At 44.4% G+C, this 21,450-nt stretch carries 19 protein-coding genes; 12 read left to right on the top strand and 7 right to left on the bottom strand.

Going from position 1 to position 21,450, the window contains the following annotated elements:
* Positions 1 to 419: 419 nt before the first annotated feature.
* Positions 420 to 1,856 carry a glyceraldehyde-3-phosphate dehydrogenase gene (locus JC606_RS06915; RefSeq protein WP_102424709.1) on the top strand — a complete coding sequence of 479 codons (1,437 nt, stop codon included), beginning with the start codon at positions 420 to 422 and terminating at the stop codon, positions 1,854 to 1,856.
* 179 nt (positions 1,857 to 2,035) lie between these two features.
* Here the strand turns inward: JC606_RS06915 and JC606_RS06910 are convergent, their stop codons facing one another.
* The gene (locus JC606_RS06910; protein WP_198778279.1) at positions 2,036 to 3,037 is read right to left on the bottom strand and encodes a hybrid-cluster NAD(P)-dependent oxidoreductase; all 1,002 of its coding nucleotides are present in this window, start codon (positions 3,035 to 3,037) and stop codon (positions 2,036 to 2,038) included.
* Between the two features lie 98 nt (positions 3,038 to 3,135).
* Positions 3,136 to 4,797, bottom strand: coding sequence for a hydroxylamine reductase (gene hcp / locus JC606_RS06905; RefSeq protein ID WP_198778278.1), 1,662 nt, complete (start codon positions 4,795 to 4,797; stop codon positions 3,136 to 3,138).
* A 273-nt stretch (positions 4,798 to 5,070) separates the two neighbouring features.
* On the opposite strand from hcp, the gene JC606_RS06900 reads away from it, so the two are divergent.
* Together JC606_RS06900 and JC606_RS06895 are read left to right on the top strand one after the other, a co-directional pair.
* Positions 5,071 to 5,301, top strand: a complete 231-nt coding sequence (locus JC606_RS06900) for a hypothetical protein (protein WP_137407063.1) — start codon at positions 5,071 to 5,073, stop codon at positions 5,299 to 5,301.
* Between the two features lie 47 nt (positions 5,302 to 5,348).
* A complete protein-coding gene (locus tag JC606_RS06895; RefSeq protein WP_198778277.1) occupies positions 5,349 to 6,512 on the top strand; it encodes an alpha/beta hydrolase in 1,164 nt (387 codons plus the stop codon).
* Positions 6,513 to 6,605: 93 nt separating this feature from the next.
* Here the strand turns inward: JC606_RS06895 and JC606_RS06890 are convergent, their stop codons facing one another.
* From JC606_RS06890 to JC606_RS06880, 3 genes are all read right to left on the bottom strand, one after another.
* Entirely contained in the window at positions 6,606 to 7,220 is a 615-nt protein-coding gene (locus tag JC606_RS06890; RefSeq protein WP_102424705.1) for a LysE family translocator, read from the bottom strand.
* Positions 7,221 to 7,333: 113 nt separating this feature from the next.
* A complete protein-coding gene (locus tag JC606_RS06885) occupies positions 7,334 to 8,254 on the bottom strand; it encodes a LysR family transcriptional regulator (RefSeq protein WP_198778276.1) in 921 nt (306 codons plus the stop codon).
* Entirely contained in the window at positions 8,248 to 8,709 is a 462-nt protein-coding gene (locus JC606_RS06880; protein ID WP_061031344.1) for an Lrp/AsnC family transcriptional regulator, read from the bottom strand. Before JC606_RS06880 ends, JC606_RS06885 begins: the two co-directional genes overlap by 7 nt.
* A 238-nt stretch (positions 8,710 to 8,947) precedes the next feature.
* Between JC606_RS06880 and yjeH the strand changes: the two genes are divergently transcribed.
* On the top strand, positions 8,948 to 10,213 hold the full coding sequence (gene yjeH, locus JC606_RS06875) for an L-methionine/branched-chain amino acid transporter (RefSeq protein WP_137407060.1): 1,266 nt from the start codon (positions 8,948 to 8,950) through the stop codon (positions 10,211 to 10,213).
* Between the two features lie 15 nt (positions 10,214 to 10,228).
* On the opposite strand, the gene pdxR is transcribed toward yjeH, so the two are convergent.
* The gene (gene pdxR / locus JC606_RS06870; RefSeq protein WP_137407059.1) at positions 10,229 to 11,689 is read right to left on the bottom strand and encodes a MocR-like pyridoxine biosynthesis transcription factor PdxR; all 1,461 of its coding nucleotides are present in this window, start codon (positions 11,687 to 11,689) and stop codon (positions 10,229 to 10,231) included.
* Positions 11,690 to 11,779: 90 nt separating this feature from the next.
* Here pdxR and JC606_RS06865 point away from each other — a divergent pair, with 90 nt between their 5' ends.
* Together JC606_RS06865 and JC606_RS06860 are read left to right on the top strand one after the other, a co-directional pair.
* The gene (locus JC606_RS06865; RefSeq protein WP_198778275.1) at positions 11,780 to 12,439 is read left to right on the top strand and encodes a pyridoxamine 5'-phosphate oxidase family protein; all 660 of its coding nucleotides are present in this window, start codon (positions 11,780 to 11,782) and stop codon (positions 12,437 to 12,439) included.
* A gap of 83 nt (positions 12,440 to 12,522) precedes the next feature.
* Positions 12,523 to 13,449 (top strand): urea transporter, encoded by a 927-nt coding sequence (locus JC606_RS06860; RefSeq protein ID WP_198778274.1) that lies wholly within the window; start codon positions 12,523 to 12,525, stop codon positions 13,447 to 13,449.
* Positions 13,450 to 13,457: 8 nt separating this feature from the next.
* Here the strand turns inward: JC606_RS06860 and JC606_RS06855 are convergent, their stop codons facing one another.
* On the bottom strand, positions 13,458 to 14,465 hold the full coding sequence (locus JC606_RS06855; RefSeq protein WP_171731336.1) for an AraC family transcriptional regulator: 1,008 nt from the start codon (positions 14,463 to 14,465) through the stop codon (positions 13,458 to 13,460).
* A 132-nt stretch (positions 14,466 to 14,597) separates the two neighbouring features.
* Between JC606_RS06855 and JC606_RS06850 the strand changes: the two genes are divergently transcribed.
* From JC606_RS06850 to JC606_RS06825, 6 genes are all read left to right on the top strand, one after another.
* A complete protein-coding gene (locus JC606_RS06850; protein ID WP_102424698.1) occupies positions 14,598 to 14,948 on the top strand; it encodes an MFS transporter in 351 nt (116 codons plus the stop codon).
* Positions 14,942 to 16,165 carry an HlyD family secretion protein gene (locus JC606_RS06845; protein WP_137407055.1) on the top strand — a complete coding sequence of 408 codons (1,224 nt, stop codon included), beginning with the start codon at positions 14,942 to 14,944 and terminating at the stop codon, positions 16,163 to 16,165. The genes JC606_RS06850 and JC606_RS06845 overlap by 7 nt, the downstream gene beginning before the upstream one ends.
* Before the next feature lie 704 nt (positions 16,166 to 16,869).
* Entirely contained in the window at positions 16,870 to 18,108 is a 1,239-nt protein-coding gene (codB, locus tag JC606_RS06840; RefSeq protein WP_198778273.1) for a cytosine permease, read from the top strand.
* Between the two features lie 9 nt (positions 18,109 to 18,117).
* The gene (locus JC606_RS06835) at positions 18,118 to 19,395 is read left to right on the top strand and encodes a cytosine deaminase (RefSeq protein ID WP_008217300.1); all 1,278 of its coding nucleotides are present in this window, start codon (positions 18,118 to 18,120) and stop codon (positions 19,393 to 19,395) included.
* Positions 19,396 to 19,756: 361 nt separating this feature from the next.
* Positions 19,757 to 19,969 carry a transcription antiterminator/RNA stability regulator CspE gene (gene cspE / locus JC606_RS06830; protein WP_004740083.1) on the top strand — a complete coding sequence of 71 codons (213 nt, stop codon included), beginning with the start codon at positions 19,757 to 19,759 and terminating at the stop codon, positions 19,967 to 19,969.
* Between the two features lie 422 nt (positions 19,970 to 20,391).
* Positions 20,392 to 21,408 carry a GGDEF domain-containing protein gene (locus JC606_RS06825; protein ID WP_137407054.1) on the top strand — a complete coding sequence of 339 codons (1,017 nt, stop codon included), beginning with the start codon at positions 20,392 to 20,394 and terminating at the stop codon, positions 21,406 to 21,408.
* Positions 21,409 to 21,450 lie beyond the last annotated feature (42 nt).

Genomic DNA, 21,450 nt, shown 5'->3' with positions numbered 1-21,450 from the left:
AAACAGACTGATTAGCTTGTTTGTTGTTTACCATTTACGTGTAACTTGTATTGATGATCACAGTTTTACTGATCACTATGACTTTCATTACATATCATATTTTGATTTGAGTATTTTTTGTCGGAAATTAAGTGCTACAGATTGTTAAAGTCAATAGCCTTTACCTACGCATAAAACTTGATTAATGGCTAATATCACACCAACTTACAGATAATTTATCTGCATTTATTTTTCCTAGCAGAATAACCAGTCGTACCTTACAATCCTGCCACATAAAAATTACAAGTTACATACAACGCATATCAAGCACATTTAAGTGGCACAAAAGACCACCGCTTGATAGCTCAACCCCCTATGCTGATTGGCTTCCCTACAACCGCCATGACTGCAGAACTTAACGTGAAAGGTCCCGAGTAAAGATGAGTCCCGAAAAGCACCTCCTAGACTGGCAAACTAGTCAAACTATTGCTGAATCCATCGCTCCAACTTTAGGTCAGTTATACCGCCAAAAAGGCGTAGAAGTTATCCTCTTCGGTAAGACCTTAGTCAACGCAACAACGATCGACATCATCAAAGCTCACCGCATCGCAAAACGCTACACAGGCTCACCGCTAACCGCAGAACAAACTCAACCAATTATCCAACACCTACTATCAATGCGCTTGTCTCCTTGCCGCGTGGATGTTGGTCGTCTAGCAGCTCAGTACTGGGAAAACCACGAAGATCTCAGCGCGATGGATGATTTCCTTCAAACGGCTCTAATGGGTTCATTAGAAGGCGAAGCGATGACCACACCTCGCGATGTTGTGTTATACGGTTTTGGTCGTATCGGTCGTCTACTAACTCGTATTCTTGTAGAGAAAAGCGGTCCAGGTTACCCACTTCGTTTACGTGCAATTGTTGTTCGTGGTGGTAAAGACGGTGATTTAGAAAAACGTGCAAGCCTACTACGTCGTGACTCAGTTCATGGCCAATTCAACGGCAGCATCGTTGTAGATCAAGAGCGCAAAGCGATCATCGTTAACGGTAATTTCATCCAAGTTATCTACGCAAATAAACCAGAAGACGTGGATTACACGGCTTACGGCATCGACAACGCACTGGTTGTTGATAACACAGGTGTGTGGCGCGACGCAGAAGGCCTAAGCCAACACGTAGCGTGTAACGGTGCAAGCAAAGTGCTGCTTACTGCACCTGGCAAAGGTGACATCAAAAACGTTGTGTTTGGTGTAAATGAAGATGTGATTCAACCTGAAGACACCATCATTTCTGCGGCAAGCTGTACAACGAACGCGATTACACCAGTGTTGAAAGCAGTTCACGACAAGTTTGGTGTTCTATCTGGGCACATCGAAACAGTTCACTCATTCACCAATGACCAAAACCTGATTGATAACTTCCACTCAGGTGATCGTCGTGGTCGTGCTGCTTCATTGAACATGGTACTGACATCAACTGGTGCTGCAAAAGCAGTATCAAAAGCAATGCCAGAGATGGAAGGTAAGCTAACAGGTAATGCGATTCGTGTCCCTACGCCGAATGTTTCAATGGCAGTAGCAAACCTAAATCTTGAGAAAGGTACCAACAAAGACGAGCTAAACGCGTACCTACGTGAAATGGCGCTGTCTTCTGCCCTATCCGCTCAAATTGATTACACCGATTCAACTGAGATTGTATCTACTGACTTGGTTGGCTCTCGCCATCCTGGCGTCGTTGACGGTGTTGCAACTATCGCGCAAGACAACCGCGCTGTTCTTTACATCTGGTACGACAACGAGTTTGGCTACAGTTGCCAAGTTGTTCACTGTATGGAACAGATGATGGGTGTTCGCTACAAAACTTACCCAGCGGTTTAATATCTCTGAGTAAAACAAGCTCCACAACATAATAACTATATCTGCGAAGCCTGTTTCAGGCTTCGTAACCCCTTTTGTTTTACTCCCCCGTATAAACAGAAGGGTTGCCACTTAGATCTGCTCTCTCTAACGGATCTGAGTGGCCTTTTTATATCAGAAGTTCTGATACACCATCTCTTCTAAAGCTCTACCTCCTCTGTTGTCAGAGTTTCTTGGCTGCTTGATTCCACCGAACCTTTGGTCACTTTGCATTTGCAAGAGCCACAAATACCGCTGCGACACGCGATAATAATTGGCACACCCGCTTGCTCTAGTGAATCAGCAAGTGGCGTACCCGCTTCTGCTTCCACTTCTTTGCCAAACGTTGGGATAAATACTTTGACTGCACTGTTCACATTGTCAGCAACTTCAGTTTCAGGCTCTTCTGAATGAGCGTTCTGAGTAGCCGGTGTAAAGCTTTCCTGATAGAAGTTATCCATGTTGAACTCAAGTTCTTTTAGATAGCTTTCTATGTCTTGCATGAAACCAACTGGGCCACAAAGATAAACGGTGCGCTCTAAAATGTCAGGGCTTAGATTGATCAGCCAATTCTTATCCAATCGACCTTGAGGGGCCGTGGTGCCTTGGTTGTCTTTAAGTAATAGCTTCAGATTAAAATTAGAGTAAGTTTCATCAAGTTGGTGTAGCTCTTCAAAATAAATCGTCGCTCGCTTATTACGCGCCATATGGATGAAGTCAATTTCAACGCCGCTATCTTGAGACAGCCAATACTTCACCATCGCCATAACAGGTGTGATGCCGCAACCAGCACTCACTAGCGTCACTTTGTTACTCGCCGTTGGCGTGCAATCAATACAGTTAAAACCACCAGCAGGCTTTAAAACAGCAACCTCATCGCCTTCATCAAGCTCATCGACAATAAAGTTCGACACCAAGCCACCTTCAACACGTTTAACCGTCAGCTTTAGGCGATTATCCTCTGGGCAAGAAGCAACAGAGTAAGCTCGATAATCGGTTTTTGTTGGCATATCTAAGCCCAAAGTGATGAATTGCCCCGGCTTGAAATTGAAGTGCAAGTCTTGTGGGATACTCCCCAACTCAAAGCTGACCGTATCTGGTGTTTCGTGCCATTTCTTTAAGCACACTAAATTGATTGAATCGCTATCCGACCATGCATACATCGTAGGTTTACCTTGCTCTAAAGATTAAAATCGAAAAAGCCCCGCCGTTGTCGCTTTTATAAAACGTTACAACAACGGGGCTTAGGAGTTGGCTTACATTAAGCCGCTAGGATTGTTTTAAGATCTTGCTCTGGCGTTGAGATAGCACGCATGTCGAACTCATCTTGAATAATCTTAAGTAGGTTTTCTTTTAGGAATGCTGGCGCTGTTGGGCCTGTGTAAATGCCTTTCACACCTAGCGCAAACAAAGTAAGCAGAATAACAATCGCTTTTTGCTCAAACCAAGATAGAACCAGCGTTAGTGGTAGTTCGTTAATGCCACAGTCAAACTCTTGAGACAGTGCAAGCGCAAGCTGAATCGCTGAGTACGCATCGTTACATTGACCCACATCTAACAGACGAGGAATGCCATTGATGTCACCAAACTGGTTTTTGTTGAAACGGAACTTACCACACGCCAAAGTTAGGATAACTGAGTCTTCTGGGGCTTGAGCAGTGAAGTCTGTGAAGTAGCTGCGCTCAGATTTGTCACCGTCACAACCGCCCACAAGGAAGAAGTGTTTGATGTTGCCTTCTTTCACTTGTTCAACAACCGCAGGTGCTGCTTCCATCAGTGCATTACGACCAAAGCCGACAGTGATCACTTGCTCGATCTCGTCATGCTTGAAGCCTTCTTGTGCAAGTGCACAATCGATTACTGCACTGAAATCGTCGCCTTCAAGGTGAGCAACACCCGGCCAGCCAACAATGCTACGTGTAAACAGACGGTCAGCATACGCCCCCACATCTGGGTTAAGCAGACAGTTAGACGTCATCACAATCGCACCAGGGAAGTTCGCGAACTCTTTCTGCTGGTTCTGCCAAGCGCTACCGTAGTTACCCGCAAGGTGTGGGTATTTGTGCAGTTCAGGGTAACCGTGTGCAGGTAGCATCTCGCCGTTGGTGTAAACGTTGATGCCCTTGCCTTCCGTTTGTTGAAGGATCTTCTCGAGATCATGCAGGTCATGGCCAGAAACAAGAATACAGTGGCCTGCCTTAGTCTTCACATTCACGATTGTTGGTTGAGGGTGACCAAAGGTGTCTGTCTCACCCTTGTCTAGCATTTCCATTACTTTGTAGTTCATCAAGCCGATCTGCATTGATGTATCCAGTAACTGTTTTAGGTCAGTTGGATCGGTACCTAGGAAAGCCATAATCTCATGGTATTCAGCAAAGATAGCATTGTCTGTTTGCCCAAGAACACGAGCGTGCTCCATATACGCAGCTGCACCTTTTAAGCCGTATAGACAAAGAAGACGAAGACCAATCACATCTTCATGTTGAGATTCATGACCACGGTTAACCGCAGCTTGTGGTGCAAGCGCTAAAAGCTCTGAAGAGTCCGTTGGAAGATCGAATTGCGCGGCAGGAGAAAGCGCTGGGATTTCGAAACCGATTAACGTAGCAGCTGCACGAACTTTTTGCTCTAGACGCTGTTTAAATTCTTGAGATTGCTGAGCAAATTCAATGATACGAGCAGGGTCGAAGTTCACGTTAGTGAGTGTCGCGAAGAACGCTTTTGGCGCCCACTCATCGATTTCAGTATCAATAACATCGCAAGTGCGACCTAAGTTTGCCCAAAAAGAAACACCTTTAAGAGAATACACCAACACATCTTGAAGGTCGGATACTTCCGATGTTTTTCCACACATACCTTGTGCGAAAGAACAGCCTTTTACAGTGGGTATTTGAATAGTTTGTTCACATTGAATACAGAACATATAGGGGCTCCAGTAATTTTTATTAGCTGTAAGTACTTCGCTTACAGTGACTTATTCCAAACCCTATAGAGCATCAAGCGTGTCAACTCTTAATCATCTGATTTTTAAGGAGTTAATCATAACCCGTAGTTTTAGTGCGTGATTATGACTACATTTTACGAGCCAAAGCAAACACACACGTGTCATAGTGACTCTCGACAATTATTTTACGGCGTTCATGTTTCGTTCAGAAAAGGAGCGATAAAGTAACAACATAGAAAAAGAGGAATGAATATGAAAAATATATTAGTTACGATTGTTGCGCTGTTTACTGGCCTTTTGGCGCTATTCACAAGCTTGCTCCTTGCTATTCCTTTGGCTATTGCAGCATTAATCACAGGCAAGCGCATTCAAAATCAAATGAAGAAACAAGGCTTCGCAGCTCATATGAACACTCATCACTCATCAACATCTGATGCTGGTGTTATTGAAGGCGAATACGAAGACCTTTCAAATAGAAAATAGTCTAAGCTTTTGCTTCAAGACAGCAACGATAGAGACTACACCAAACAATGCACAGAAAGACCATTCTAACTCTGCTCGCTATTACGACTTTAGGTCTCGTTGGATGCTCTAACGAGACCATCACTCCAGCTTACGAAGCTTCGCCAAGCCTACCTGAATATCAGCAAGACAGCTTCGATGCCTATGTGACCGAAACTCAAGACTGGCTATTAAAAAACCGTGTATTCATCACCGAAGACAAGCAGCTAGAGGTTCAACTTAATTCACCTACTGAGTACAAACCCACCTCACCTAATGGTAAAGCAGTTCTGTTGGTCCATGGATTAGGTGACTCGCCGTATTCGTTCAAAGACATTGCAGAACATTTAGCCGACCAAGGTTACTTGGTGAGAACCGTGCTGCTTCCAGGTCACGGCAGCCGAGCAGGTGACTTAATGCGACCGCATCTCGAAGATTGGCAAGGCGTGGTGGCTCATCATACTAAGTTACTTGAGCAAGAGTACGATTCAGTATGGCTAGGCGGTTACTCTACCGGTGCAAACCTTGTGACTTCACAAGCGATGAAGGATTCAAAGATCGCAGGATTACTGTTGTTTTCACCTGCATTTCAACCGAATTCATCGGCCGTGCAATACGCGGGGCTAGCGAGCTATTTTGTGACTTGGGCGGACCAAGATCCTGAAGACAACATACTGCGTTATAACTCACTGCCAATGAACGGAGCATCGGTATACTACGAGACCTCAGAAATCGTTCGTGACGACTTAAAAGAGAAACAATTCGACAAGCCAGTGTTCATTATGATGAGCGAAGGCGACAGTGTGATTGACACTAATTTCGTTCAACAGGCGTTTACTGAATCTATGCCGAACCCGAATAACGTATTGGTATGGCAAGGGGAAACTAAGCTCGATGACCCTCGCGCTGTACAATACAGCATGAAAATCCCAGAGCAACGTATCTCAAACGGTTCTCACATGGGCTTGTTGTTCTCACCAAACAATCCGTATTACGGTATCAATGGTAGTGAGAAAATCTGCTCTAACGGGCAAGAAGAGGGCTTTGAGGAAAAGTGTAATGCGAACAGCGAAGTGTGGTATTCAGCATGGGGATACCGTGAAGAAGGTAAAAATCACGCTCGCCTAACGTATAACCCTTACTTTTCCGACTCAATGGCCAAACTAGATTCAGTGCTAAACTCGGCAGGTTAGCCAGACAAACTCATAAAAACTAAAAAGCTCACTAGCGATTCGCTGTGAGCTTTTTTAATACATCTCTTTTTATTGCGAGTCGGTTGTCTAACGCTATATGGTCCACACCACACGCACAGCAAGCAAAATCAAAACGATACCTGAAAGACGATCAATCAACTGCGCTTTTGAACGGATTCGTTCAACAATGAGAGGGCTAGATAGCACCAATGTGATAAAGGTGTACCATAAGCCATCAACAATCAGCGGAGTCGAGACAATAATCACTTGGTTGGTCAGCTCATTGCCAAGTGCAACAAACTGGCTAAACAGAGCGATAAAAAACAGTGCGATCTTTGGGCTCAAGATAGAGATTAAGAAAGCTTCACGGGCAGACTGCATGTAGCTCATCTGTTCACCAGCTTCTAATTTGGCAGCTACACCACCTTTCGAACGCAGAGCATTGACCCCCAAGTACAACAGATAAGCTGCACCCGCCAAGCTAATACCTTTAAATAACGTTGGAGATTGCTCCAATACCACTGCTAAGCCTACGATGGTTGCAAACGCATAAATACCAATACCCGCAGCGTGTGACCAAGCAGCGATAAGCCCGTTGATACGACCACCAGCTAAGCTGTGTTTAGCGATCATTGCTAAACTTGGCCCCGGAGACATTGCTCCCAATAGGCAAATCGCCAATAAAGAAAACCAAATTGTTACCGTCATCATTCCATTCCTAGTCAAACCATGCGTTCTAGTTGAACGCTCTACCATTGATAGTTAGCATAATTATCACTGGGTATTATTTGAAATCAAAGATAATCATCATGGTTATGATTTTAAGTCATACTGATATTGTAACTCGACTTTTGCATTGCCTCGAACGCCTTTTCTCGAGCCCATTTATGTGCAGAGTCGTTGTCGTACTTCGGGTGCCACATTAACCAATAGGTGTGCATTTCGGTTTCGAATGGCAATGGGAAGTACTTAACCTCGAGGTGCCTACCTAGGTTATAGGCGATGTGTTCCGGTACGATCATCAAATAATCGTCTTGCATTAACACGTTACTTGCCGATGAAAAGAAAGGAACCTTAAATGCCACTCTGCGTTTCAGCCCTTGCTTTTTCAATGCAATATCGGCGTAGCTGTCTTTGTCCCCTCCTCCAGTCACCTTGATATGAGAGTACTGGACAATATCTTCGGAACTTAACGCCTCTTGCTGAGCCAATGGGTGTGATTTGCGCATTAAACACACCGATTTGTCCTCTCCAAGCTTGGTGCTCGAGACATGCTCCGGCTTTTTAGGAAACATGCTGGAAGCCAAGTGGATTCCTGATTCATTGAGTGATTCAAGGTAGTTTGGCTGCCACAAACGGTAGGCCAAATTGATGTTCGGCGCGTCTGCTGATACCTCGGCAACAATCACTGGCAAAATATACTGAGCAACATAGTCACTCGAAGACAATACAAACTCACCCTGCCACTCTTGAGGTTCAAATGGTTTGTCACCTAGCAAGTGGTCAAATTCACCGAGTAGGTCATCGAGTTTCTCTTTAAGCAAAATAGCTCGATTGGTTGGCACCAGCTTATTGCCATCACGCACTAACAAAGGATCACCACATAAATCTCGTAGCTGGCTAATTTGGCGGCTCACCGCGGATTGCGTGATATGCAGACGTTGGGCGGCGCGGCTCACATGACACTCTTCAAGAAGGACATGCAGTGAACGCAGTAGGTTTAAGTTGATATTGCTTAACATGAATGTACCGTCGGACTCAGCTTATTAAAAAACTCGGTCAACACGGTATGAGTCATTAAATGGCGAAGCTCTGGATAGCTTTGCAACTGATCGCGAACTTGATTTAGACGTTCCATACTCTCGACCTCGACGTACAGCATCATATCGGTCTCTCCACTAATTGAGTGGCACCATTGCACACCATCAATACCATGAATTTGGTTCGCGTAAGACTCGCAACTATGGTCACTGCTCGACAGGTCGAACTTCAACGAAATATAAGCGCATACATTCTTAGTTTGGTTGGGCTCATCAACCAAAGCGCAGTAACCTTTGATGACTTTGTCACTTTCCAACTTCTTAATTCTCGCATTCACCGCCGAACGAGAGAGGCTCACTTCTCTCGCAATATCGCTCACTGAGCAACGAGCATTGGTTTTTAGGATATCCAAAATTTGGCGATCAAATTTATCCATGCTTTTGATTCTTCCCATTTATTGTTCTATTTATCACGCCTAATTTGACACAACTCTTGCACTTATAACAGTCGCTGTTTGCGACAGCCGACACTTTGACACTTAATCCACGAAATACCGTTAAAATGGCGGCGGCTTACGACGTTTCGCTAGCTGTATTATTGATGACGACAATGTATGCTTTCATTCACACTCTTTTCCATTTCCAGATCAAAATCGTCACAGGCTAGGAGAGCGAATGACCCAGCTAAAACAAGAAATCACGCTAATGTCCGGCATCGGGCAACTTTCAACGACCTTGCTTGGTACTGGGCTATTTATGATTCCCGCTATCGCTGCAGGTATTGCAGGTCAATTATCACTGTTAGCCTGGTTAATCCTGTTTATCGCTATTTGCCCTATTGCTCTCACTTTCGCCGCACTAGGTAAACGCTACCCGAACGCGGGAGGCACTGCCTATTTTGTTCGCCAAGCGTTTAGTGAACGATTGGAAACGAGTGTTGCTTGGTTATTTGTGAGTGTAGTACCCGTGGGTATTCCAGCGGCTATCGCATTGGCTGGCGGCTTTGCCCAACAGTTATTACCAGCACCGCTCGACACACCACTCGGAGCTCAGTTCTTTACCGTAGCGCTACTGATTGCGGTCAATCTTATGGGCAGCAAATCTTCCGGCCGCCTACAAACCGTGATTGCCTTGTCAATCTTTGCCTTAGTTAGTGCTTTCGTTTGGAAGGCTGAGATCACTGTAACCGATATAGCGATACCGAGCCTATCCTCTGACTCTATGTGGTCTATTGGCGCCGCACTGGCCGTGATGTTTTGGTGCTTTGTCGGGATCGAAGCTTTTGCTCATATGGGGGAAGAATTCAAGAACCCTCAACGTGATTTCCCTATTGCTATCGTTGTTGGTTGTTTCGTTGCTGGCTTAGTGTATTGGGCCTGTTCAGTGGCAATCCTAAAGCTAGGCGCGTATGGCTCAACGGAGTTTGATGCCGCATCAATCCCATGGGTAACTGAACAACTATTTGGTAATGGGTTTAAAGCTGTTATCAGTGTGCTTGGTTTCTTTGCCTGTTTCGCTAGCCTGAACCTATACACACAAAGCTTGTCACGAATGGTCTGGGCTCAGGCTCGTCAGCATCGACCGGATGGCAAAATGGCACAGCTCAATAGCCGCGGAGTGCCGCTCTACCCAACGTTAGCAATCGGCGTTATCGCACTGATTTCATGTGTGATTGGCGATCTGTCCAATCTAGACCTTGAGTTCTTTCTAAAGCTCGCTAACGGTATTTTTGTGCTGGTTTATCTACTCGCAATGCTAGCCGCTTGCCGACTTCTGAAAGGTACTTCTAAATACACTGCGATGCTTTCATTGGTTATCTGCACTATCGTGTTTATCTGTCTAAGTTGGTCAATGCTGTATGCTGTGACGATTTTTGTGACATTGTCACTCCCTTGGCAAAAATGGTTCGGTAAAGCCACCGTTTCTATCGATAAGTTATAAGAACTACAGATACCTTTACTGATAAAAAAGCCGAGCGATCGCTTTGATCTTCGGCTTTATTTCTGCCAAACGAATATTCCCAAAACCCAATAACGCCCCATTCCAAACACGCTCAACACTCGAGCCATATTCGTAAAAAGAAAATGGGCGAATAATAATATTGTCGAGTTCAGCTCTTCGGCTCCATTCATGTTCAGAAATACCACCATCCCATTTGACGGTTACATGCAGTCCCGCCGCTTGGCTTATCACCTCAAGGTCGCCATTAAACTCACTTTCAATGGCATCGATCATCGCTTCGTATTTGAGTTTGTACGAACGACGCATCTTCCTGATATGTCGTAATAAATCACCTTCACGAACAAAATCAGCCAATGCTTCTTGAGTATGGCTTGCGGTGTCTCCACTGAGCGCATCTTTAATCTCGAGACACTTAGCAACCAAGTGTTCTGGAACCACCAAATAACCCAAGCGAAGGCCATTGAACATCACCTTACTTAGTGAGCCGACATAGATAATACGATCATCCAAGCCAAGCTTGCCCGCTAGCCCTTGCATACTGGTATATGGACGGTGAGCGAACTGAAACTCGCTGTCATAGTCATCCTCTATGATCCAAGATTGGTTTTGGTTCGCCCAATCAATCAGCTTAAGGCGCTGCTCAGTATTAAGCGTAGTCCCCATCGGGTATTGGTTACTTGGAGTGACGTACAAAGCCTTGGCTTTACTGGAGAGGACTTTATCGATATCAAGCCCAACCTTTTCTCGCACCGCCACACCGTCTAATTTGAGCTTTAACAGATCAACGATTTTATGGACTTGTCGATACCCAGGTTCTTCCATCAATAGTTCATCCCCCATCATCAACGTTGCCATCAAACCAATGGAAATCGCTTGTTGCGCCCCCGCCGTGATAATAACTCGATCAACGTGACAGCGAACTGAGCGACTGCTCGCGAGATAGCCACTGAGCGCATCTCGTAAAGCCACACTCCCTTGGACGTCTTGGTTGCCTGCAATGTTTTGACGCGTTGAATGTCGCTGCAGTAGCCTTTGCCATTTCGCAAAAGGGAAAGCGTTGAGATCAGGCACTCCGGGGGCAAAGCCACTATTGATATCATGCGTTGTCGCTATGGCTCTAGGTACTACCGAAGCCTGTGCAGCCACCTGACTCGTCTTTTGAACAAGGTTAGGTTGAGACGAGTTCAAGAAATGTTCGGGCTGTTCGACCGACACATAAAAGCCAGATCCCTTACGACTTTCGATATAGCCCTCCGTGACTAACTGCTCATACGCGTAGATCACCGTATTTCGGCTCACCGATAACTCAACAGCCAACTTGCGCGTTGAAGGTAACTTGCTGCCTTTACTCCATAAATCTTGAACGATCTTCTCTCTGATCGCATGGAATAAAGCGGTTTGACGCGTGTCATGTTGCTCACTAAGTTGTAGGTCACCGACATCGATAGGCTGCATAACTGGATCCAAATAGTGTTTAAAAGTGGCTCTATTTAATAGACCAGTTAATCGCTACATTAATCAAAAGGCAATGATTAAGGAGCGATTATGTTATCTAACACGAAAAGAACCACTATTAAGAAAGGGGCTCATAAAGCGGTATTTGAACAAGAGAAACTGCATCAAATCATTGATGAAAGCTTAATCGCACATATTGCTTTGCAGGGCGAACAAGGGCCGATGGTGATACCAATGTTGGCATGGCGAGTGGGTGACATGGTCTACATTCATGGTGCAAAAAACAGTCGCTTGCTTAGAGGGCTTAAAAAGGGTGAACCAACCTGTTTAACATTCACGCTATTTGATGGCTGGGTGTTGGCTCGTTCAACCTTTCATCACAGCGCACACTACCGTTCAGCGGTTATACTGGGTTCATTTTCAGTCATCGACGACAATCAAGAAAAGGATCGCTTGCTGAATATCTTCATTGAGCAGATAGCCCCTGGTAGAACCGATGAGGTTAGGCTGAGCAATGAAAAAGAGCTCACTGCGACTGAGTTATTGGCGATACCATTAACTGAAGCATCGGTGAAAATTGGTAAGCATGGTGTGAATGACGATCTGGCTGATATGGATATCCCTGTATGGGCTGGGGTACTTCCCTATCGAACCGTTGTGGGCCCACTAGAAACGGTACCCGAGCAAGAGGGGTTCATTGAAAAGCCTGACTACCAACAAGCTTATGGTGAACGTTGGTATCAGAATTAGCACGATAGGGTGGTCAGTAGAGGATAGTTGTATACAATCTGGTTTATCAAAATTTTAACATTAGTAAATAACGTAGCCAGACGATGAAGACGAATAAGGACTTTCAACAACATCAGGGCTTGCTCAATGGTATTGGGCAAGTCTATTTCACCCCTTCTCTCGTGACGTCGGTTCTACTATTGTTTGCGATCTCAATGGAGTCACTTCCGCTGGCTTTACTCACCTTGCTTGGCGCGAGTTGCAGCTACACATTGGCTCGTGGTGTCTATACCTTTAGTCATACCAACAGCAAACCAAATCATCACATAAACAGTGGAATGTATGCGCTAAACGGAGCGCTGATTGCTCTGTTCATCGGAAACTTTTTTGGTGTGACGCCACTATTGGTGGTAGTAACAATATTCGGTGCACTACTCACCGTACCTATCGCTAATATCGTATTCAGATTTGATAAATATCGAGGTTATACCAGCGCGTTTATCATTATTGCTTGGCTGATTTATGCACTTCAATCGAGCTTGGACCTTTCGGTCTTTTCTCCATCAGATTCTAATCGGATACCGCTGATGAATATTGATGTCGATTTTGGAACTCTGCTGCCCACTTTTATTCTGACCATACTTAAAGGGATCAGCCAAGTCAGCTTTATCAACAACGAATGGACAGGGCTGATTATTTTAATTGCTATCACGCTCCACAGCGTCAAATACGCAGTTTGGATCGTGTTGGCTGCAGTCATCAGCACTCTGTTTAGCTACATGATTGGTGTTGATGACACACTGATTTCTCAAGGGTTGTATGGCTACAACGCCATTTTAGCGACATTGGCACTCGTTCTCTATCCAACAAGAGTTACATGGCAGTTGGTTATCGCGGTTATGCTCTGCAGTTGCCTAATCACCCTTATTTTTCATCGACTAGAACTCATCCCGTTAACGGCACCTTTCGTTCTCAGCACCTGGCTAATGGTTTATTTATCTAGCAGATTACAAAAAACCAATGTCGCATAGTAATGCCATTATAAATCGCTCCTGAACCTTTCTATGTATTGCTTCGGTGTTAAACCTCGATGTTTCTTAAACATTCTATTAAAACTCGCGACATTGGTATAGCCTAAGCGTTTCGCAACCTCTTCAATGGACAATTTATAACTCAACAACTCCACAGCAACATTGCTTAATGCATAACCCATAATGGTAGAAAAGTTGACACCCAATTTATGCAAGCGCCGTTGAAACTGTTGCTCAGATAACCCCAGTAAACTCGAGACCTTGTACAAGGTCGGCAACCCAAAGTGGCGGCTGTAGTTGATCATCTCATACGTCACTTTATGTTCATCACCGGCATCTGGCATATTGAGGTAATTGTCTAGATCATGAAAATTCATCGCCAAACCCATTTTCCCAACACTCGGTGACTGATTAATCGATAGTCTCGACTTACTTGGAATCCAAACCTCGGTGCGGGGTTGGCCCCATTGAATATTGCAACCGAAGTACTTTTCATAAAGGTCAACGTTCTCACGATACCCTGCGATAGAAACGAACGCTGGTTTGAAATCAGGCCCTAAATATCGCCTAATAATCTTCATCATGAAAATTGCGATACGCACTGAGTCATGAACCTTACCAACTTCAGAATACTCAGGATTATCGTAACACCACTTAATTAAGCTCCCAGCCTGAGTTCCATAGAGAAAAGCCCCCGACTGTAAACAGTGCAGTCCAATATTGACTCTACGAATAGTTGAAGCTAAGTCGTGCCCGGAGAAGAACCAGTTAGCAAGTGGCCCTAACCTCTCAATGTCCACCCTATCGGCAAGCTTCAAAATAATGTCGGGATCGTTCGTTTGCTGCTCGAGTAAGCCGTACCATTTATCCACTTCATTGACAGGAATCAGGTTCAAAGCGTTAGCGAAGACTGACTTGGGAATGCCTAAAGAATCCATATCTATGTCGCGGTTAGCCGCCGCATACTGATAAATACCTAAAATTCCTAATGCTCTTAAGAAGTTACAATTGTTCATTCGTGATAAAACCCTGAAATGTAATTACAGATCAAATCATTTACCTGCCATTATTGAAGTAATTGGTAAATTTGCAACCTATAAATCGGATATCTATCACACTCAGCGCTCAATTTAGCTTAGGGTTTATCAATGAGTTTAGTAAGTGTCCCATTTGTCGGAACTGGCGCTGATACAGCGCTACACGTAGTTGCGGGGGTTGTATTGGTCGCAACCATTGCCGCCGCATGTTACGGGTTCTGGCGTGTTCATGAATTACCAATCAATAAAGCTCACAGTAAAGAGCATCAACAACTCGGTTTGATCACAGCACTCACATGGATTGGATTTTTATGGCACTGGGTATGGGTACTCGCCGTGATCTTAGCATTCGTTGATATGGAGAAAGCCATTATCAACCTGAGAGATACATGGAAAGCACCACCAACACCAAAAGATTCAACCACGACTAAAACTAAAGGTGAGGAGAACCAAACATGTTAGAAGGTTTAGCAATTTGGGCGCTGTTCATCTATTTATTGAGACTGATTGGTATGCCTTGGAACAAAGGCACAAAAGCGTTTGCTTACCTTGGAGGTACATCATGGCTGATGTTTGTATGGGTCGGACTGATTAACTTAACGCCAATGGATTTGTCTGGGGGCTCTGTGGTTCAATCGCCACACATTCAATTGCGTCCAGATTCAACCAATGTGTCTGGGAAAACCACGAAGGTACATATTCACCCGAACCAAGACGTGGCTGAAGGGCAATTGATCTACGAGATCGACGACACCAAATATGTGATCGCTCGAGACAAGGCACAGGTTCAGTTAGAGTCAGCAGAGGTCGCTCTAGATACCGCTCGTCAAGAAGTCAGTATCGCAAAAGTCAGCTACCAATCAGCGCTTGAAGACATCAAAGCTTCGATAGCACAAATTGAGTCAGCAAAGACCGACTTAGTTTTGCAGTCTAAGACACTGGATCGTTATCAAAAGCAAAACAGTGTGGCTGAACACACCATTACAGAGTCTGACATCGACCAACAAACCGCAAAGGTGGACTTAGCAACACACAACGTCACTACGCTTGAATCTCAGTTGAGTAAAAAAGAAGTAGATGCGGAAAACGCCAAGTTAAACATCCATAAAGCAGAGACCAACGTTAGTAAGCAAAAAACGGAAGTCGAATCTGCAAAAGCGACACTGGCACAAGCGCAATGGGACTTAAATAGTACCAAAGTAACGGCGCCATCAGATGGCTTTGTTACCAACTTTATTCTTCGTGAAGGGCAACGTGTTTCGATGATGCCTCGTATACAAATGTATACCGAAGAGAAATACGTGTTAATGCGAGTAAACCACCAAGCGATTCGCAACATCAAAGTCGGTCAGCCTGCGGAGTTCGCAACAGCGGTATACCCAGGGAAAATCTTCTCTGCGACAGTAGAAGGAATTGTGGAAGCAACGGGTGAGGCACAAGCCAGCTTATTAGGTATCGATGAACAGGTTCGAGTAACCACAGGTCGAAACCTTCAGAACAAGCACCACTTCGTTCGTTTGAAGATTGATGAAACAGAAGGTTACGACATCCCTGTCGGCTCAGTAGGGCTTGCTTGGGTTAGTGGTGAGAAGCCAATTAGCTTTATGGCCTTCCTGGATGTTATCCGTGGCATCATCATCAGAATGAAGTCTCAGCTATACTTCTTCTACTCTATCTAACCACCTTCATGGATTAGAAACACCAAGCCCGAGTGATCACTGATCACTCGGGCTTTTCGTTTCTTGAATACAAACCAATAAGCTTAACTCAGAAAGAAGAGCCAACAGCTTGCCCCCCTACCATTTATCGTCAAACTAATACCAATTCGCAAAATGCATTCGCATTACGCAAAAACTCAATTTCAAAATGCTAAGAAAGCGCTTAAATACGCACCAAATTGCTATCAAACAGCCGATAATCAAGGTTATTAGAGTTGGCACACTAACTGCAATGTAATCTAGTGACCCTTCTTAAGCCGAGGGTCACCTAGCCAACTGACGTTGTTAGTGAACCTATTCTTGTTCACAAAATATATAAGCCAATCGCGATTATTGCGGTTGGCTATTTTTTTACCTGTCGTTTGGCTAACCAATCCCCCCTCGATACAGACACCCATTCAATCGCATAACAATCAACATTCATAGTCAACCATCACTAGTAGACACCCAATACGCTATAGAAAACGTTTTCTATTAATTTCTACGAAACAAATCATAAAAATTACCGTATGTTTTATATAGAAATTGACAAGAAAACTGATTTTAAGCCGGCTCTATTGACAAAATTAGCATTGACTATGTGATTTATATCACCATAATGCGCACGTTTGCCTGCAATACGGCGACCGTTAATTTTAATTTTGATCATTTGCGGAGGTTAAAAAATGGCTGCTGATAATAACTACAGTCTAGGGCCGGTTCCAACATCGGCTAGGAAAGGAGTTGCTTCACTCACCATGGTAATGCTTGGACTCACTTTCTTCTCTGCAAGTATGTGGACAGGTGGTTCACTCGGGACAGGCCTTTCATTCAACGATTTCTTCCTCGCCGTTCTCATCGGTAACCTAATTCTCGGTATTTACACTTCTTTTCTTGGCTACATCGGCTCATCTACTGGCCTCTCTACTCACCTCCTTGCTCGTTTCTCTTTCGGTACTAAAGGCTCATGGCTTCCTTCTGCTCTACTTGGTGGCACACAAGTCGGTTGGTTTGGCGTAGGTGTAGCGATGTTCGCGATTCCAGTACAAAAAGCGACAGGCATTGATACCAACACCTTAATCATCGTATCTGGTTTGCTAATGACAGGTACTGTGTACTTCGGTATTAAAGCGCTCATGGTGCTGTCAGCGGTCGCCGTTCCCGCTATTGCTATTCTGGGTGGTTACTCAGTACTGACAGCCGTAGACAGTGTTGGTGGTTTAGAGCAGCTACAACTTATCAAGCCAGAAACGCCAATGGACTTCTCAATGGCCTTAGCTATGGTTGTCGGTTCATTTGTTAGTGCAGGTACATTAACGGCTGACTTCGTGCGCTTCGGTAAGAAACCAGCGAGCGCAGTACTGATTACCATGGTCGCGTTTTTCATCGGTAACTCGCTGATGTTCATCTTCGGTGCGGCTGGTGCAGCAGCAACAGGTCAAGCGGACATTTCAGATGTGATGATCGCTCAAGGTCTACTACTGCCTGCGATTATCGTACTAGGTTTAAATATCTGGACGACCAACGAAAACGCGCTTTACGCATCAGGCCTAGGCTTCTCTAACATCACAGGCCGCTCAAGTACTACAATGTCTATCATTAACGGCATTATCGGTACGATTTTCGCGCTGTGGTTATACAACAACTTTGTTGGCTGGTTAACCTTCCTTTCGCTAGCGATTCCACCAATTGGTGGCGTTATCATCGCCGACTTCTTCGCGAACCGTAAACGTTACAAAGATTTTGCAAATGCGGAGTTCCAAACCGTTAACTGGGCTGGCATTATCGCGATTGCAACAGGCGTAGCAGCAGGTCACTTCCTCCCTGGCGTTGTTCCTTTGAACGCCGTGTTAGGAGGTGCAATCAGTTACCTAGTGCTAAACCCTCTATTGAATAAAAAAGCTCTGAAATCTCAGGCCGCTTAAGGACACACTATGACAACCTTATTAATCAAGAACGCGAAACTTCAAGACCAAGAAGGCTTGAAACAGATTCTGATTGAAAATGGTCAATTTTCTCGCATTCTCGATAATGACGCGCAAATCAATCATCAAGGCGATATCCTTGATGCAGAAGGCGGTATTGCGGTTTCTCCTTTCTGTGAACCGCACATTCACCTTGATACGACTCAAACTGCTGGTGAGCCAAACTGGAACATCTCTGGCACTTTGTTTGAAGGCATTGAGCGTTGGGCTGAGCGTAAAGAGCTGCTGTCGATTGAAGACGTTAAATCTCGTGCTAAGCAAACATTGAAATGGCAAATTGCTAACGGTGTTCAACACGTTCGTACTCACGTAGACGTGTCTGATCCAACGTTAGTCGCGCTAAAAGCGATGGTTGAAGTGCGTGAAGAGATGAAAGAGTGGGTCGATATCCAAATCGTCGCATTCCCTCAAGAAGGCATTCTTTCATACCCTAACGGCAAAGAACTTCTTGAAGAAGCTGTGAAGATCGGTGCTGACGTTATCGGTGCTATCCCACACTTTGAGTTCACTCGTGAATACGGTGTTGAATCGCTGCACTATGTATTTGAACTTGCACGTAAATACGACTGTCTCATCGACGTTCACTGTGACGAAATCGACGACGAACAATCTCGTTTTGTTGAGACACTGGCAGCCCTAGCTCATAAGTTCGAAATGGGCGAAAAGGTAACAGCAAGCCATACGACAGCGATGGGCTCTTACAATGGTGCTTACGCATCTCGCCTATTCCGCCTATTGAAAATGTCTGGCATCAACTTCGTTGCAAACCCGTTAGTGAACATTCACTTACAAGGCCGCTTCGATGACTACCCTAAACGTCGTGGCGTGACTCGCGTTAAAGAGATGCTAGCAGCGAACATCAACGTCTGTTTTGGTCACGATGATGTGTTCGACCCATGGTACCCATTAGGCACTGCAAACATGCTTCAAGTACTCCATATGGGGCTACATGTGACGCAAGTGATGGGCTATGACCAAATCAACAACTCGCTTGATTTAATTAGCAAAAACTCGGCTCGCACGCTGAACATTCAAAACAACTATGGTATCGAAGAAGGTAAGCCTGGTAGCCTACTGATTCTTCCTGCAGAGAATGGCTTTGATGCAGTGCGCCGCCAAGTTCCTGTGCAGTACTCAGTGCGTCACGGCAAAGTGATCGCGGAGACTCAGCCGGCGAAAACAAAAATTAATCTAGATAAGACGGAAGATGTAAGCTTTAAACGCTAATATCGTCTATAATTACTATCGAATAAAAGGAAGCTGAGATGCTTCCTTTTGTTATGTTGGCGAAGAGACAAAACTATCACTAATTCAGTGTGTTTCTTGTTAATTCGCACGGTATGACAAAAAAAACACTGATTTCGCAATCAATGTGTGTACATCTCGAAAGACTGTGTTAACATGCACTCGCTCTGTTAGCCGGAGTTATTTAAGTTAGATGAATAGTAAAAAATTGACATGTAAAATCGTTACCCGTTTTTGTAAGTAGTTTTTCCTTATTTCTTAGCAATATTAAATAATTCAATTATCAGCGCATTGCATTGAATGCAATCAACAATTTAGAAAATTTATGAATAAGGGACAAATTATGTCTAACACAAATACTGGCACTGTAAAATGGTTTAACGAAGAGAAAGGTTTCGGCTTCATTTCTCAAGACAACGGCGGCGCTGACGTATTCGTACACTTCCGTGCTATCGTTTCTGAAGGCTTCAAAACTCTGAAAGAAGGCCAAAAGGTTTCTTTCGAAGTTGAAAACGGTCAAAAAGGCCTACAAGCAGCAAACGTTGTTGCTCAATAATTAGCATTTAGCTAAAAAGAATTTTAAAGCGCTGATTTTTATCGGCGCTTTTTTCTATCTGTCGAAAAATTTCTGCCCCCTCCTACTACTGAGCACTTCCTCTACACCACGCTTAAATCACTCGCTGCTCTAACAAACGCACTAACTTTGGCTCACCCACTTAAAGCGTAATTTCTCCAAATCCTTGCCTAGCTTCAGTACTGACATCTACATCGCTGTTGCAAAGTGAATAACTCAAAATTTGGTTAAAGAACAATCCATTAGATCGCCGTTATAAGTACGCAATCGATATTCATAATAAAAATGAGTAATTTATCCAACCCTCATCCATTAATTATATAATTTTTAAAGCAAAGCTCCTCGAAATCCGCTAACCTTGTCCACAAGTGGCTTTAGTTGGTTTGATATCTGCAGTAAAAATAATGAACAAAGACGAATTTCAGAAATCCACCGCTAATCTAAAGAAAGCGGTGCCTCTTATGATGAAGAATAGGGTGTCGACCACACCTGCAAATTACGCACTTTGGTACACCTATGTCGATAATGCGATCCCGCAACTGACTAAAGATATGGATGGGGTACTGGAACATTATGGTATCTGCCCCCCAGCAGTCGGTGATCAACTTTACAACAACTACGTTGCCAGCAAATCTGAAACCAATATCAATGATCTGCGCGCTAACTTAGAGCTGTTGGTATCTGAAGTATCAAACTCTATGAATGATACGCTAACGGATACTTCGGCTTTCTCGGATATGATCGACAAAAGTTTTGAAGACCTGTCTCGCGTTGAAAATGAAAGCCTATCTATCGACGAAGTGATGTCACTGGTACGTCAGCTTGTTTCTGAGTCTCGAAACATTCGCCACTCGACCCAATTCTTAAATTCTCAACTGAACTCGGCCACTTCTGAAATCTCTAAGCTGAAGAGCCAGCTTGTTGAAGTTCAAAAAGACGCGCTTTTTGACAGCACCACCACACTGTATAACCGTCGCTCTTTCGACCGAGATTTAGAGACACTCTGTGAAGCCAACCAATCTCTATGTTTGATCTTGCTCGACATCGACCACTTTAAGAATTTCAACGACACCTACGGTCACTTGTTTGGTGATATGGTTCTAAAAGGTATTGCTCGCAAACTTAAGCTAAGTTGTCGTGAGGGTATTTCAGCATATCGATTTGGCGGTGAAGAGTTCGCACTTATTGTGCCAAATAAATCCATGCGTATCGCACGTCAACTTGCTGATACTAACCGTCGTTCGTTAGAAAAGCTGTCGATTAAAGATCGTCGCAGTGGTGAACAAGTCGGTAATATTACCGCCTCTTTTGGTGTGGCCGAGCTTGAACCAGGGGAATCCCCTCAATCGCTGATCGAACGCGCCGATAGGCTGCTTTACGAAGCCAAAACACTTGGCCGTAATCGAGTTATGCCTCTATAAGGACCATCATTGGTCCAGGCTATTTAACCGAATTACGCGTGG

It is taken from the genome of Vibrio sp. IB15 (assembly GCF_016406055.1).
Lineage (GTDB): Bacteria > Pseudomonadota > Gammaproteobacteria > Enterobacterales > Vibrionaceae > Vibrio > Vibrio chagasii.
The sequence above is the reverse complement of the archived record's forward strand: the minus strand, read 5'-3'. Positions and strand labels throughout refer to the sequence as shown.

What these genes read in the sequence shown, in the direction of transcription:
- JC606_RS06915 (WP_102424709.1), top strand. Translation starts at nt 420, where the DNA reads ATGAGTCCCGAAAAGCACCTCCTAGACTGGCAAACTAGTCAAACTATT.
- JC606_RS06910 (WP_198778279.1), bottom strand. Translation starts at nt 3,037, where the DNA reads ATGTATGCATGGTCGGATAGCGATTCAATCAATTTAGTGTGCTTAAAG.
- hcp (WP_198778278.1), bottom strand. Translation starts at nt 4,797, where the DNA reads ATGTTCTGTATTCAATGTGAACAAACTATTCAAATACCCACTGTAAAA.
- JC606_RS06900 (WP_137407063.1), top strand. Translation starts at nt 5,071, where the DNA reads ATGAAAAATATATTAGTTACGATTGTTGCGCTGTTTACTGGCCTTTTG.
- JC606_RS06895 (WP_198778277.1), top strand. Translation starts at nt 5,349, where the DNA reads ATGCACAGAAAGACCATTCTAACTCTGCTCGCTATTACGACTTTAGGT.
- JC606_RS06890 (WP_102424705.1), bottom strand. Translation starts at nt 7,220, where the DNA reads ATGACGGTAACAATTTGGTTTTCTTTATTGGCGATTTGCCTATTGGGA.
- JC606_RS06885 (WP_198778276.1), bottom strand. Translation starts at nt 8,254, where the DNA reads ATGTTAAGCAATATCAACTTAAACCTACTGCGTTCACTGCATGTCCTT.
- JC606_RS06880 (WP_061031344.1), bottom strand. Translation starts at nt 8,709, where the DNA reads ATGGATAAATTTGATCGCCAAATTTTGGATATCCTAAAAACCAATGCT.
- yjeH (WP_137407060.1), top strand. Translation starts at nt 8,948, where the DNA reads ATGACCCAGCTAAAACAAGAAATCACGCTAATGTCCGGCATCGGGCAA.
- pdxR (WP_137407059.1), bottom strand. Translation starts at nt 11,689, where the DNA reads ATGCAGCCTATCGATGTCGGTGACCTACAACTTAGTGAGCAACATGAC.
- JC606_RS06865 (WP_198778275.1), top strand. Translation starts at nt 11,780, where the DNA reads ATGTTATCTAACACGAAAAGAACCACTATTAAGAAAGGGGCTCATAAA.
- JC606_RS06860 (WP_198778274.1), top strand. Translation starts at nt 12,523, where the DNA reads ATGAAGACGAATAAGGACTTTCAACAACATCAGGGCTTGCTCAATGGT.
- JC606_RS06855 (WP_171731336.1), bottom strand. Translation starts at nt 14,465, where the DNA reads ATGAACAATTGTAACTTCTTAAGAGCATTAGGAATTTTAGGTATTTAT.
- JC606_RS06850 (WP_102424698.1), top strand. Translation starts at nt 14,598, where the DNA reads ATGAGTTTAGTAAGTGTCCCATTTGTCGGAACTGGCGCTGATACAGCG.
- JC606_RS06845 (WP_137407055.1), top strand. Translation starts at nt 14,942, where the DNA reads ATGTTAGAAGGTTTAGCAATTTGGGCGCTGTTCATCTATTTATTGAGA.
- codB (WP_198778273.1), top strand. Translation starts at nt 16,870, where the DNA reads ATGGCTGCTGATAATAACTACAGTCTAGGGCCGGTTCCAACATCGGCT.
- JC606_RS06835 (WP_008217300.1), top strand. Translation starts at nt 18,118, where the DNA reads ATGACAACCTTATTAATCAAGAACGCGAAACTTCAAGACCAAGAAGGC.
- cspE (WP_004740083.1), top strand. Translation starts at nt 19,757, where the DNA reads ATGTCTAACACAAATACTGGCACTGTAAAATGGTTTAACGAAGAGAAA.
- JC606_RS06825 (WP_137407054.1), top strand. Translation starts at nt 20,392, where the DNA reads ATGAACAAAGACGAATTTCAGAAATCCACCGCTAATCTAAAGAAAGCG.